The 15,091-nt window shown below is 53.0% G+C and carries 6 tRNA genes and 7 rRNA genes; all 13 read left to right on the top strand.

Annotation, left to right across the window (positions count from 1 at the left end):
• Positions 1–120: 120 nt before the first annotated feature.
• Positions 121–197, top strand: a tRNA-Ile gene (locus N4261_RS07545).
• A 32-nt stretch (positions 198–229) separates the two neighbouring features.
• Positions 230–305, top strand: a tRNA-Ala gene (locus tag N4261_RS07550).
• 318 nt (positions 306–623) lie between these two features.
• Positions 624–3,503, top strand: a 23S ribosomal RNA gene (locus N4261_RS07555).
• 175 nt (positions 3,504–3,678) lie between these two features.
• Positions 3,679–3,791 (top strand): 5S ribosomal RNA (rrf, locus tag N4261_RS07560).
• Positions 3,792–4,161: 370 nt separating this feature from the next.
• Positions 4,162–5,690: ribosomal RNA gene (locus tag N4261_RS07565) — 16S ribosomal RNA — on the top strand.
• A 180-nt stretch (positions 5,691–5,870) separates the two neighbouring features.
• Positions 5,871–5,947, top strand: a tRNA-Ile gene (locus tag N4261_RS07570).
• Between the two features lie 32 nt (positions 5,948–5,979).
• Positions 5,980–6,055 (top strand) — tRNA-Ala (locus N4261_RS07575).
• 318 nt (positions 6,056–6,373) lie between these two features.
• Positions 6,374–9,253 (top strand): 23S ribosomal RNA (locus N4261_RS07580).
• Positions 9,254–9,428: 175 nt separating this feature from the next.
• Positions 9,429–9,541, top strand: a 5S ribosomal RNA gene (gene rrf / locus N4261_RS07585).
• A 370-nt stretch (positions 9,542–9,911) separates the two neighbouring features.
• A 16S ribosomal RNA gene (locus N4261_RS07590) occupies positions 9,912–11,440 on the top strand.
• Between the two features lie 180 nt (positions 11,441–11,620).
• Positions 11,621–11,697 (top strand) — tRNA-Ile (locus tag N4261_RS07595).
• 32 nt (positions 11,698–11,729) lie between these two features.
• A tRNA-Ala gene (locus N4261_RS07600) sits at positions 11,730–11,805 on the top strand.
• Between the two features lie 318 nt (positions 11,806–12,123).
• Positions 12,124–15,003, top strand: a 23S ribosomal RNA gene (locus N4261_RS07605).
• Together the 16S, 23S and 5S rRNA genes with 6 tRNA genes alongside form the textbook arrangement of a ribosomal RNA operon.
• Positions 15,004–15,091 lie beyond the last annotated feature (88 nt).

Raw genomic sequence — 15,091 nt, forward strand, 5'->3', positions numbered from 1 at the left:
TCAGTTCAGTGCGCCCACACTTATCGGCTGCAGACACAACAGTGAGTGAGAAAACACGTGAGCCTGGCAAGCTGGCCTTGAAGGGGCGAGCGCTGAGGACAGGGTCACGCCAGAACGCGTGGGTCTGTAGCTCAGTCGGTTAGAGCACCGTCTTGATAAGGCGGGGGTCGCTGGTTCGAATCCAGCCAGACCCACCACGGACAGTGAGGCGAGCGCGCCGAACTGGAAAGGGGGATTAGCTCAGCTGGGAGAGCACCTGCTTTGCAAGCAGGGGGTCGTCGGTTCGATCCCGTCATCCTCCACCAATTTCTCACTCCTGAAGGGTTGGCAAACCACAGCGTCAAGCGATTGATGCTGTGGTTTGCCAGTCTCGGCTTTGAAAGAAGTCGGCTGTTGTTCTTTAACAATTCGTAGAGTCGAATCAGCGTTGCTGGCGGAAAGCTGGTGCTCGTAAAGGGGCACTCGGCACCGTGCCGCCAGCGACATTTGATTGCGTCACCAAACTTCAACTCTGGACAAGTTCAGAGAAGAAATGAAGAACGGCGAAACGCGTGATACTCAATTGAACGCTCAGGAAGCTGAGCGTCTGTCCTTGACGACATCTGCGGATGTCAAAGTTATAGGGTCAAGTGACTAAGTGCATGTGGTGGATGCCTTGGCGATTACAGGCGACGAAGGACGTGATAGCCTGCGATAAGCTTCGGGGAGCTGGCAAATAAGCTTTGATCCGGAGATTTCCGAATGGGGAAACCCACCTCTTTAGAGGTATCGCATACTGAATACATAGGTATGCGAGGCGAACCGGGCGAACTGAAACATCTCAGTAGCTCGAGGAACAGACATCAACCGAGATTCCGAAAGTAGTGGCGAGCGAAATCGGAGTAGCCCTCGTGATTTAGCATTTGGCATATCAGAACGGAATGGAAAGTCCGGCCATAGCGGGTGATAGCCCCGTATGAGAAATGTCTTTTGTGGAACTAGGCACGAATAGAGTAGGGCGGGACACGTGAAATCCTGTCTGAATATGGGGGGACCATCCTCCAAGGCTAAATACTCGTAATCGACCGATAGCGAACAAGTACCGTGAGGGAAAGGCGAAAAGAACCCCGGGAGGGGAGTGAAATAGATCCTGAAACCGCATGCATACAAAAAGTAGGAGCCCGCAAGGGTGACTGCGTACCTTTTGTATAATGGGTCAGCGACTTACATTCAGTGGCGAGGTTAACCGAATAGGGTAGCCGTAGAGAAATCGAGTCCGAATAGGGCGAATTAGTCGCTGGGTGTAGACCCGAAACCAGGTGATCTATCCATGGCCAGGATGAAGGTACCGTAACAGGTGCTGGAGGTCCGAACCGACTAGTGTTGCAAAACTAGCGGATGAGCTGTGGATAGGGGTGAAAGGCTAAACAAACCTGGAGATAGCTGGTTCTCTCCGAAAACTATTTAGGTAGTGCCTCAAGTATTACCTTCGGGGGTAGAGCACTGTTTAGGCTAGGGGGTCATGGCGACTTACCAAACCTATGCAAACTCCGAATACCGAAGAGTACAGCTTGGGAGACAGAGCACCGGGTGCTAACGTCCGGACTCAAGAGGGAAACAACCCAGACCGCCAGCTAAGGTCCCTAAAATTGGCTAAGTGGGAAACGAAGTGGGAAGGCTAAAACAGTCAGGATGTTGGCTTAGAAGCAGCCATCATTTAAAGAAAGCGTAATAGCTCACTGATCGAGTCGTCCTGCGCGGAAGATGTAACGGGGCTAAGCCAGTTACCGAAGCTGCGGATGCACAGTTTACTGTGCGTGGTAGGAGAGCGTTCTGTACGCCTGTGAAGGTGGGTCGTGAGGCCTGCTGGAGGTATCAGAAGTGCGAATGCTGACATGAGTAGCGTTAAAGGGGGTGAAAAGCCCCCTCGCCGTAAGCGCAAGGTTTCCTACGCAACGTTCATCGGCGTAGGGTGAGTCGGCCCCTAAGGCGAGGCAGAGATGCGTAGCTGATGGGAAACAGGTCAATATTCCTGTACCGATCTGTAGTGCGATGTGGGGACGGAGAAGGTTAGCTCAGCCGGGTGTTGGATGTCCCGGTTCAAGCATGTAGGCGTGCCCTCTAGGCAAATCCGGAGGGCTTAGCTGAGGTGTGATAACGAGTCTGCTTGCAGACGAAGTGAGTGATACCCTGCTTCCAAGAAAAGCCACTAAGCTTCAGCTACAGACGACCGTACCGCAAACCGACACTGGTGCGCGAGATGAGTATTCTAAGGCGCTTGAGAGAACTCTGGAGAAGGAACTCGGCAAATTGACACCGTAACTTCGGAAGAAGGTGTGCCTTTAGTAGGTGAACCATTTACTTGGGGAGCCCAATGAGGCCGCAGATAATCGGTGGCTGCGACTGTTTATTAAAAACACAGCACTCTGCAAAGACGAAAGTCGACGTATAGGGTGTGACGCCTGCCCGGTGCTGGAAGATTAAATGATGGGGTGCAAGCTCTTGACTGAAGTCCCAGTAAACGGCGGCCGTAACTATAACGGTCCTAAGGTAGCGAAATTCCTTGTCGGGTAAGTTCCGACCTGCACGAATGGCGTAACGATGGCCACACTGTCTCCTCCAGAGACTCAGCGAAGTTGAAATGTTTGTGATGATGCAATCTCCCCGCGGAAAGACGGAAAGACCCCATGAACCTTTACTGTAGCTTTACATTGGACTTTGAACAGATCTGTGTAGGATAGGTGGGAGGCTTTGAAACCTGGTCGCTAGATCAGGTGGAGCCAACGTTGAAATACCACCCTGGTGTGTTTGAGGTTCTAACCTTGGCCCGTTATCCGGGTTGGGGACAGTGTATGGTGGGCAGTTTGACTGGGGCGGTCTCCTCCCAAAGTGTAACGGAGGAGTTCGAAGGTACGCTAGGCACGGTCGGAAATCGTGCTAATAGTGCATAGGCATAAGCGTGCTTGACTGCGAGACTGACAAGTCGAGCAGGTACGAAAGTAGGACTAAGTGATCCGGTGGTTCTGTATGGAAGGGCCATCGCTCAACGGATAAAAGGTACTCTGGGGATAACAGGCTGATACCGCCCAAGAGTTCATATCGACGGCGGTGTTTGGCACCTCGATGTCGGCTCATCTCATCCTGGGGCTGTAGCCGGTCCCAAGGGTATGGCTGTTCGCCATTTAAAGAGGTACGTGAGCTGGGTTTAAAACGTCGTGAGACAGTTTGGTCCCTATCTTCCGTGGGCGCTGCAAGATTGAGAGAGCCTGCTCCTAGTACGAGAGGACCGGAGTGGACGCACCTCTGGTGTATCGGTTGTCACGCCAGTGGCATCGCCGAGTAGCTAAGTGCGGAAGAGATAACCGCTGAAAGCATCTAAGCGGGAAACTCGTCTCAAGATGAGTCTTGCCGGGGCCTTGAGCCCCCTGAAGGGTCGTTCAAGACCAGGACGTTGATAGGCTGGGTGTGGAAGCGCAGTAATGCGTTAAGCTAACCAGTACTAATTGCCCGTGAGGCTTGACCCTATAACTTTGACACTCAAAACGTCAAGGTGTGTGGTCACGCAGATCTCCTCCCCCTGCAGGGAGAGATCAACAACCGTTCTTCATTCCTGAAGACGCAATCAAAAGCTGATTTGACTCTACCGAATTGGGCTCGTTGTCCCGTCCCCCAAAGACAGACAGCAGCCAACCAGTTAAGCCTGATGACCATAGCGAGTCGGTCCCACCCCTTCCCATCCCGAACAGGACCGTGAAACGACTCAGCGCCGATGATAGTGCGGATTCCCGTGTGAAAGTAGGTCATCGTCAGGCTAATATCGAGGAGACGCCCGGTCGTGTGACCGGGCGTTCCTATTTTTACCCGTAGAGATGAGTGCTTGTGATGAGTGCTGATCTCTGAGGGTGAGACCAACACCTGCAGCAGGTTCTTGAAGAAGTTGCTGCAAAGGGGTTGACAAGTTCTAGCGAACTTGTTTATAGTCTCATCTCTTCGCTGCTGACAAGTCAGCGACGCGAAACAAGACGACGCAAGTTGTTTTGATGTTCTTTAAGAATTTGCAGCCGATAAGCGTGGGCGTCTGGGCCGAGCGACCTGAGAAGGTTAAATCGAAAAGACGCTCACGGAAAGAGAATGAAGCTATGTAAATAGTCTTTGTTCAATTCCGTTGAGTAAATCAAGATCGAACTGTAGAGTTTGATCCTGGCTCAGATTGAACGCTGGCGGCATGCCTTACACATGCAAGTCGAACGGTAACGCGGGGCAACCTGGCGACGAGTGGCGAACGGGTGAGTAATGTATCGGAACGTGCCCAGTTGTGGGGGATAACTGCTCGAAAGAGCAGCTAATACCGCATACGACCTGAGGGTGAAAGCGGGGGATCGCAAGACCTCGCGCAATTGGAGCGGCCGATATCAGATTAGGTAGTTGGTGGGGTAAAGGCCTACCAAGCCGACGATCTGTAGCTGGTCTGAGAGGACGACCAGCCACACTGGGACTGAGACACGGCCCAGACTCCTACGGGAGGCAGCAGTGGGGAATTTTGGACAATGGGGGCAACCCTGATCCAGCCATGCCGCGTGCGGGAAGAAGGCCTTCGGGTTGTAAACCGCTTTTGTCAGGGAAGAAATCCTTTGGGTTAATACCTCGGAGGGATGACGGTACCTGAAGAATAAGCACCGGCTAACTACGTGCCAGCAGCCGCGGTAATACGTAGGGTGCAAGCGTTAATCGGAATTACTGGGCGTAAAGCGTGCGCAGGCGGTTATGCAAGACAGATGTGAAATCCCCGGGCTCAACCTGGGAACTGCATTTGTGACTGCATGGCTAGAGTACGGCAGAGGGGGATGGAATTCCGCGTGTAGCAGTGAAATGCGTAGATATGCGGAGGAACACCGATGGCGAAGGCAATCCCCTGGGCCTGTACTGACGCTCATGCACGAAAGCGTGGGGAGCAAACAGGATTAGATACCCTGGTAGTCCACGCCCTAAACGATGTCAACTGGTTGTTGGGAGGGTTTCTTCTCAGTAACGTAGCTAACGCGTGAAGTTGACCGCCTGGGGAGTACGGCCGCAAGGTTGAAACTCAAAGGAATTGACGGGGACCCGCACAAGCGGTGGATGATGTGGTTTAATTCGATGCAACGCGAAAAACCTTACCTACCCTTGACATGTCAGAGATCCCAGAGAGATTTGGGAGTGCTCGAAAGAGAATCTGAACACAGGTGCTGCATGGCCGTCGTCAGCTCGTGTCGTGAGATGTTGGGTTAAGTCCCGCAACGAGCGCAACCCTTGTCATTAGTTGCTACGAAAGGGCACTCTAATGAGACTGCCGGTGACAAACCGGAGGAAGGTGGGGATGACGTCAGGTCATCATGGCCCTTATGGGTAGGGCTACACACGTCATACAATGGCCGGGACAGAGGGCTGCCAACCCGCGAGGGGGAGCTAATCCCAGAAACCCGGTCGTAGTCCGGATCGCAGTCTGCAACTCGACTGCGTGAAGTCGGAATCGCTAGTAATCGCGGATCAGCTTGCCGCGGTGAATACGTTCCCGGGTCTTGTACACACCGCCCGTCACACCATGGGAGCGGGTTCTGCCAGAAGTAGTTAGCCTAACCGCAAGGAGGGCGATTACCACGGCAGGGTTCGTGACTGGGGTGAAGTCGTAACAAGGTAGCCGTATCGGAAGGTGCGGCTGGATCACCTCCTTTCTAGAGAATGACAAAGCCAATGATCAACTTCGGTTGAGCGTTGAGCGGCGTCCACATAGCTCAGTTCAGTGCGCCCACACTTATCGGCTGCAGACACAACAGTGAGTGAGAAAACACGTGAGCCTGGCAAGCTGGCCTTGAAGGGGCGAGCGCTGAGGACAGGGTCACGCCAGAACGCGTGGGTCTGTAGCTCAGTCGGTTAGAGCACCGTCTTGATAAGGCGGGGGTCGCTGGTTCGAATCCAGCCAGACCCACCACGGACAGTGAGGCGAGCGCGCCGAACTGGAAAGGGGGATTAGCTCAGCTGGGAGAGCACCTGCTTTGCAAGCAGGGGGTCGTCGGTTCGATCCCGTCATCCTCCACCAATTTCTCACTCCTGAAGGGTTGGCAAACCACAGCGTCAAGCGATTGATGCTGTGGTTTGCCAGTCTCGGCTTTGAAAGAAGTCGGCTGTTGTTCTTTAACAATTCGTAGAGTCGAATCAGCGTTGCTGGCGGAAAGCTGGTGCTCGTAAAGGGGCACTCGGCACCGTGCCGCCAGCGACATTTGATTGCGTCACCAAACTTCAACTCTGGACAAGTTCAGAGAAGAAATGAAGAACGGCGAAACGCGTGATACTCAATTGAACGCTCAGGAAGCTGAGCGTCTGTCCTTGACGACATCTGCGGATGTCAAAGTTATAGGGTCAAGTGACTAAGTGCATGTGGTGGATGCCTTGGCGATTACAGGCGACGAAGGACGTGATAGCCTGCGATAAGCTTCGGGGAGCTGGCAAATAAGCTTTGATCCGGAGATTTCCGAATGGGGAAACCCACCTCTTTAGAGGTATCGCATACTGAATACATAGGTATGCGAGGCGAACCGGGCGAACTGAAACATCTCAGTAGCTCGAGGAACAGACATCAACCGAGATTCCGAAAGTAGTGGCGAGCGAAATCGGAGTAGCCCTCGTGATTTAGCATTTGGCATATCAGAACGGAATGGAAAGTCCGGCCATAGCGGGTGATAGCCCCGTATGAGAAATGTCTTTTGTGGAACTAGGCACGAATAGAGTAGGGCGGGACACGTGAAATCCTGTCTGAATATGGGGGGACCATCCTCCAAGGCTAAATACTCGTAATCGACCGATAGCGAACAAGTACCGTGAGGGAAAGGCGAAAAGAACCCCGGGAGGGGAGTGAAATAGATCCTGAAACCGCATGCATACAAAAAGTAGGAGCCCGCAAGGGTGACTGCGTACCTTTTGTATAATGGGTCAGCGACTTACATTCAGTGGCGAGGTTAACCGAATAGGGTAGCCGTAGAGAAATCGAGTCCGAATAGGGCGAATTAGTCGCTGGGTGTAGACCCGAAACCAGGTGATCTATCCATGGCCAGGATGAAGGTACCGTAACAGGTGCTGGAGGTCCGAACCGACTAGTGTTGCAAAACTAGCGGATGAGCTGTGGATAGGGGTGAAAGGCTAAACAAACCTGGAGATAGCTGGTTCTCTCCGAAAACTATTTAGGTAGTGCCTCAAGTATTACCTTCGGGGGTAGAGCACTGTTTAGGCTAGGGGGTCATGGCGACTTACCAAACCTATGCAAACTCCGAATACCGAAGAGTACAGCTTGGGAGACAGAGCACCGGGTGCTAACGTCCGGACTCAAGAGGGAAACAACCCAGACCGCCAGCTAAGGTCCCTAAAATTGGCTAAGTGGGAAACGAAGTGGGAAGGCTAAAACAGTCAGGATGTTGGCTTAGAAGCAGCCATCATTTAAAGAAAGCGTAATAGCTCACTGATCGAGTCGTCCTGCGCGGAAGATGTAACGGGGCTAAGCCAGTTACCGAAGCTGCGGATGCACAGTTTACTGTGCGTGGTAGGAGAGCGTTCTGTACGCCTGTGAAGGTGGGTCGTGAGGCCTGCTGGAGGTATCAGAAGTGCGAATGCTGACATGAGTAGCGTTAAAGGGGGTGAAAAGCCCCCTCGCCGTAAGCGCAAGGTTTCCTACGCAACGTTCATCGGCGTAGGGTGAGTCGGCCCCTAAGGCGAGGCAGAGATGCGTAGCTGATGGGAAACAGGTCAATATTCCTGTACCGATCTGTAGTGCGATGTGGGGACGGAGAAGGTTAGCTCAGCCGGGTGTTGGATGTCCCGGTTCAAGCATGTAGGCGTGCCCTCTAGGCAAATCCGGAGGGCTTAGCTGAGGTGTGATAACGAGTCTGCTTGCAGACGAAGTGAGTGATACCCTGCTTCCAAGAAAAGCCACTAAGCTTCAGCTACAGACGACCGTACCGCAAACCGACACTGGTGCGCGAGATGAGTATTCTAAGGCGCTTGAGAGAACTCTGGAGAAGGAACTCGGCAAATTGACACCGTAACTTCGGAAGAAGGTGTGCCTTTAGTAGGTGAACCATTTACTTGGGGAGCCCAATGAGGCCGCAGATAATCGGTGGCTGCGACTGTTTATTAAAAACACAGCACTCTGCAAAGACGAAAGTCGACGTATAGGGTGTGACGCCTGCCCGGTGCTGGAAGATTAAATGATGGGGTGCAAGCTCTTGACTGAAGTCCCAGTAAACGGCGGCCGTAACTATAACGGTCCTAAGGTAGCGAAATTCCTTGTCGGGTAAGTTCCGACCTGCACGAATGGCGTAACGATGGCCACACTGTCTCCTCCAGAGACTCAGCGAAGTTGAAATGTTTGTGATGATGCAATCTCCCCGCGGAAAGACGGAAAGACCCCATGAACCTTTACTGTAGCTTTACATTGGACTTTGAACAGATCTGTGTAGGATAGGTGGGAGGCTTTGAAACCTGGTCGCTAGATCAGGTGGAGCCAACGTTGAAATACCACCCTGGTGTGTTTGAGGTTCTAACCTTGGCCCGTTATCCGGGTTGGGGACAGTGTATGGTGGGCAGTTTGACTGGGGCGGTCTCCTCCCAAAGTGTAACGGAGGAGTTCGAAGGTACGCTAGGCACGGTCGGAAATCGTGCTAATAGTGCATAGGCATAAGCGTGCTTGACTGCGAGACTGACAAGTCGAGCAGGTACGAAAGTAGGACTAAGTGATCCGGTGGTTCTGTATGGAAGGGCCATCGCTCAACGGATAAAAGGTACTCTGGGGATAACAGGCTGATACCGCCCAAGAGTTCATATCGACGGCGGTGTTTGGCACCTCGATGTCGGCTCATCTCATCCTGGGGCTGTAGCCGGTCCCAAGGGTATGGCTGTTCGCCATTTAAAGAGGTACGTGAGCTGGGTTTAAAACGTCGTGAGACAGTTTGGTCCCTATCTTCCGTGGGCGCTGCAAGATTGAGAGAGCCTGCTCCTAGTACGAGAGGACCGGAGTGGACGCACCTCTGGTGTATCGGTTGTCACGCCAGTGGCATCGCCGAGTAGCTAAGTGCGGAAGAGATAACCGCTGAAAGCATCTAAGCGGGAAACTCGTCTCAAGATGAGTCTTGCCGGGGCCTTGAGCCCCCTGAAGGGTCGTTCAAGACCAGGACGTTGATAGGCTGGGTGTGGAAGCGCAGTAATGCGTTAAGCTAACCAGTACTAATTGCCCGTGAGGCTTGACCCTATAACTTTGACACTCAAAACGTCAAGGTGTGTGGTCACGCAGATCTCCTCCCCCTGCAGGGAGAGATCAACAACCGTTCTTCATTCCTGAAGACGCAATCAAAAGCTGATTTGACTCTACCGAATTGGGCTCGTTGTCCCGTCCCCCAAAGACAGACAGCAGCCAACCAGTTAAGCCTGATGACCATAGCGAGTCGGTCCCACCCCTTCCCATCCCGAACAGGACCGTGAAACGACTCAGCGCCGATGATAGTGCGGATTCCCGTGTGAAAGTAGGTCATCGTCAGGCTAATATCGAGGAGACGCCCGGTCGTGTGACCGGGCGTTCCTATTTTTACCCGTAGAGATGAGTGCTTGTGATGAGTGCTGATCTCTGAGGGTGAGACCAACACCTGCAGCAGGTTCTTGAAGAAGTTGCTGCAAAGGGGTTGACAAGTTCTAGCGAACTTGTTTATAGTCTCATCTCTTCGCTGCTGACAAGTCAGCGACGCGAAACAAGACGACGCAAGTTGTTTTGATGTTCTTTAAGAATTTGCAGCCGATAAGCGTGGGCGTCTGGGCCGAGCGACCTGAGAAGGTTAAATCGAAAAGACGCTCACGGAAAGAGAATGAAGCTATGTAAATAGTCTTTGTTCAATTCCGTTGAGTAAATCAAGATCGAACTGTAGAGTTTGATCCTGGCTCAGATTGAACGCTGGCGGCATGCCTTACACATGCAAGTCGAACGGTAACGCGGGGCAACCTGGCGACGAGTGGCGAACGGGTGAGTAATGTATCGGAACGTGCCCAGTTGTGGGGGATAACTGCTCGAAAGAGCAGCTAATACCGCATACGACCTGAGGGTGAAAGCGGGGGATCGCAAGACCTCGCGCAATTGGAGCGGCCGATATCAGATTAGGTAGTTGGTGGGGTAAAGGCCTACCAAGCCGACGATCTGTAGCTGGTCTGAGAGGACGACCAGCCACACTGGGACTGAGACACGGCCCAGACTCCTACGGGAGGCAGCAGTGGGGAATTTTGGACAATGGGGGCAACCCTGATCCAGCCATGCCGCGTGCGGGAAGAAGGCCTTCGGGTTGTAAACCGCTTTTGTCAGGGAAGAAATCCTTTGGGTTAATACCTCGGAGGGATGACGGTACCTGAAGAATAAGCACCGGCTAACTACGTGCCAGCAGCCGCGGTAATACGTAGGGTGCAAGCGTTAATCGGAATTACTGGGCGTAAAGCGTGCGCAGGCGGTTATGCAAGACAGATGTGAAATCCCCGGGCTCAACCTGGGAACTGCATTTGTGACTGCATGGCTAGAGTACGGCAGAGGGGGATGGAATTCCGCGTGTAGCAGTGAAATGCGTAGATATGCGGAGGAACACCGATGGCGAAGGCAATCCCCTGGGCCTGTACTGACGCTCATGCACGAAAGCGTGGGGAGCAAACAGGATTAGATACCCTGGTAGTCCACGCCCTAAACGATGTCAACTGGTTGTTGGGAGGGTTTCTTCTCAGTAACGTAGCTAACGCGTGAAGTTGACCGCCTGGGGAGTACGGCCGCAAGGTTGAAACTCAAAGGAATTGACGGGGACCCGCACAAGCGGTGGATGATGTGGTTTAATTCGATGCAACGCGAAAAACCTTACCTACCCTTGACATGTCAGAGATCCCAGAGAGATTTGGGAGTGCTCGAAAGAGAATCTGAACACAGGTGCTGCATGGCCGTCGTCAGCTCGTGTCGTGAGATGTTGGGTTAAGTCCCGCAACGAGCGCAACCCTTGTCATTAGTTGCTACGAAAGGGCACTCTAATGAGACTGCCGGTGACAAACCGGAGGAAGGTGGGGATGACGTCAGGTCATCATGGCCCTTATGGGTAGGGCTACACACGTCATACAATGGCCGGGACAGAGGGCTGCCAACCCGCGAGGGGGAGCTAATCCCAGAAACCCGGTCGTAGTCCGGATCGCAGTCTGCAACTCGACTGCGTGAAGTCGGAATCGCTAGTAATCGCGGATCAGCTTGCCGCGGTGAATACGTTCCCGGGTCTTGTACACACCGCCCGTCACACCATGGGAGCGGGTTCTGCCAGAAGTAGTTAGCCTAACCGCAAGGAGGGCGATTACCACGGCAGGGTTCGTGACTGGGGTGAAGTCGTAACAAGGTAGCCGTATCGGAAGGTGCGGCTGGATCACCTCCTTTCTAGAGAATGACAAAGCCAATGATCAACTTCGGTTGAGCGTTGAGCGGCGTCCACATAGCTCAGTTCAGTGCGCCCACACTTATCGGCTGCAGACACAACAGTGAGTGAGAAAACACGTGAGCCTGGCAAGCTGGCCTTGAAGGGGCGAGCGCTGAGGACAGGGTCACGCCAGAACGCGTGGGTCTGTAGCTCAGTCGGTTAGAGCACCGTCTTGATAAGGCGGGGGTCGCTGGTTCGAATCCAGCCAGACCCACCACGGACAGTGAGGCGAGCGCGCCGAACTGGAAAGGGGGATTAGCTCAGCTGGGAGAGCACCTGCTTTGCAAGCAGGGGGTCGTCGGTTCGATCCCGTCATCCTCCACCAATTTCTCACTCCTGAAGGGTTGGCAAACCACAGCGTCAAGCGATTGATGCTGTGGTTTGCCAGTCTCGGCTTTGAAAGAAGTCGGCTGTTGTTCTTTAACAATTCGTAGAGTCGAATCAGCGTTGCTGGCGGAAAGCTGGTGCTCGTAAAGGGGCACTCGGCACCGTGCCGCCAGCGACATTTGATTGCGTCACCAAACTTCAACTCTGGACAAGTTCAGAGAAGAAATGAAGAACGGCGAAACGCGTGATACTCAATTGAACGCTCAGGAAGCTGAGCGTCTGTCCTTGACGACATCTGCGGATGTCAAAGTTATAGGGTCAAGTGACTAAGTGCATGTGGTGGATGCCTTGGCGATTACAGGCGACGAAGGACGTGATAGCCTGCGATAAGCTTCGGGGAGCTGGCAAATAAGCTTTGATCCGGAGATTTCCGAATGGGGAAACCCACCTCTTTAGAGGTATCGCATACTGAATACATAGGTATGCGAGGCGAACCGGGCGAACTGAAACATCTCAGTAGCTCGAGGAACAGACATCAACCGAGATTCCGAAAGTAGTGGCGAGCGAAATCGGAGTAGCCCTCGTGATTTAGCATTTGGCATATCAGAACGGAATGGAAAGTCCGGCCATAGCGGGTGATAGCCCCGTATGAGAAATGTCTTTTGTGGAACTAGGCACGAATAGAGTAGGGCGGGACACGTGAAATCCTGTCTGAATATGGGGGGACCATCCTCCAAGGCTAAATACTCGTAATCGACCGATAGCGAACAAGTACCGTGAGGGAAAGGCGAAAAGAACCCCGGGAGGGGAGTGAAATAGATCCTGAAACCGCATGCATACAAAAAGTAGGAGCCCGCAAGGGTGACTGCGTACCTTTTGTATAATGGGTCAGCGACTTACATTCAGTGGCGAGGTTAACCGAATAGGGTAGCCGTAGAGAAATCGAGTCCGAATAGGGCGAATTAGTCGCTGGGTGTAGACCCGAAACCAGGTGATCTATCCATGGCCAGGATGAAGGTACCGTAACAGGTGCTGGAGGTCCGAACCGACTAGTGTTGCAAAACTAGCGGATGAGCTGTGGATAGGGGTGAAAGGCTAAACAAACCTGGAGATAGCTGGTTCTCTCCGAAAACTATTTAGGTAGTGCCTCAAGTATTACCTTCGGGGGTAGAGCACTGTTTAGGCTAGGGGGTCATGGCGACTTACCAAACCTATGCAAACTCCGAATACCGAAGAGTACAGCTTGGGAGACAGAGCACCGGGTGCTAACGTCCGGACTCAAGAGGGAAACAACCCAGACCGCCAGCTAAGGTCCCTAAAATTGGCTAAGTGGGAAACGAAGTGGGAAGGCTAAAACAGTCAGGATGTTGGCTTAGAAGCAGCCATCATTTAAAGAAAGCGTAATAGCTCACTGATCGAGTCGTCCTGCGCGGAAGATGTAACGGGGCTAAGCCAGTTACCGAAGCTGCGGATGCACAGTTTACTGTGCGTGGTAGGAGAGCGTTCTGTACGCCTGTGAAGGTGGGTCGTGAGGCCTGCTGGAGGTATCAGAAGTGCGAATGCTGACATGAGTAGCGTTAAAGGGGGTGAAAAGCCCCCTCGCCGTAAGCGCAAGGTTTCCTACGCAACGTTCATCGGCGTAGGGTGAGTCGGCCCCTAAGGCGAGGCAGAGATGCGTAGCTGATGGGAAACAGGTCAATATTCCTGTACCGATCTGTAGTGCGATGTGGGGACGGAGAAGGTTAGCTCAGCCGGGTGTTGGATGTCCCGGTTCAAGCATGTAGGCGTGCCCTCTAGGCAAATCCGGAGGGCTTAGCTGAGGTGTGATAACGAGTCTGCTTGCAGACGAAGTGAGTGATACCCTGCTTCCAAGAAAAGCCACTAAGCTTCAGCTACAGACGACCGTACCGCAAACCGACACTGGTGCGCGAGATGAGTATTCTAAGGCGCTTGAGAGAACTCTGGAGAAGGAACTCGGCAAATTGACACCGTAACTTCGGAAGAAGGTGTGCCTTTAGTAGGTGAACCATTTACTTGGGGAGCCCAATGAGGCCGCAGATAATCGGTGGCTGCGACTGTTTATTAAAAACACAGCACTCTGCAAAGACGAAAGTCGACGTATAGGGTGTGACGCCTGCCCGGTGCTGGAAGATTAAATGATGGGGTGCAAGCTCTTGACTGAAGTCCCAGTAAACGGCGGCCGTAACTATAACGGTCCTAAGGTAGCGAAATTCCTTGTCGGGTAAGTTCCGACCTGCACGAATGGCGTAACGATGGCCACACTGTCTCCTCCAGAGACTCAGCGAAGTTGAAATGTTTGTGATGATGCAATCTCCCCGCGGAAAGACGGAAAGACCCCATGAACCTTTACTGTAGCTTTACATTGGACTTTGAACAGATCTGTGTAGGATAGGTGGGAGGCTTTGAAACCTGGTCGCTAGATCAGGTGGAGCCAACGTTGAAATACCACCCTGGTGTGTTTGAGGTTCTAACCTTGGCCCGTTATCCGGGTTGGGGACAGTGTATGGTGGGCAGTTTGACTGGGGCGGTCTCCTCCCAAAGTGTAACGGAGGAGTTCGAAGGTACGCTAGGCACGGTCGGAAATCGTGCTAATAGTGCATAGGCATAAGCGTGCTTGACTGCGAGACTGACAAGTCGAGCAGGTACGAAAGTAGGACTAAGTGATCCGGTGGTTCTGTATGGAAGGGCCATCGCTCAACGGATAAAAGGTACTCTGGGGATAACAGGCTGATACCGCCCAAGAGTTCATATCGACGGCGGTGTTTGGCACCTCGATGTCGGCTCATCTCATCCTGGGGCTGTAGCCGGTCCCAAGGGTATGGCTGTTCGCCATTTAAAGAGGTACGTGAGCTGGGTTTAAAACGTCGTGAGACAGTTTGGTCCCTATCTTCCGTGGGCGCTGCAAGATTGAGAGAGCCTGCTCCTAGTACGAGAGGACCGGAGTGGACGCACCTCTGGTGTATCGGTTGTCACGCCAGTGGCATCGCCGAGTAGCTAAGTGCGGAAGAGATAACCGCTGAAAGCATCTAAGCGGGAAACTCGTCTCAAGATGAGTCTTGCCGGGGCCTTGAGCCCCCTGAAGGGTCGTTCAAGACCAGGACGTTGATAGGCTGGGTGTGGAAGCGCAGTAATGCGTTAAGCTAACCAGTACTAATTGCCCGTGAGGCTTGACCCTATAACTTTGACACTCAAAACGTCAAGGTGTGTGGTCACGCAGATCTCCTCCCCCTGCAGGGAGAGATCAACAACCGTTCTTCATTCCT

The organism is Roseateles amylovorans (genome assembly GCF_025398155.2).
GTDB classification, from domain to species: Bacteria; Pseudomonadota; Gammaproteobacteria; order Burkholderiales; family Burkholderiaceae_C; genus Roseateles; species Roseateles amylovorans.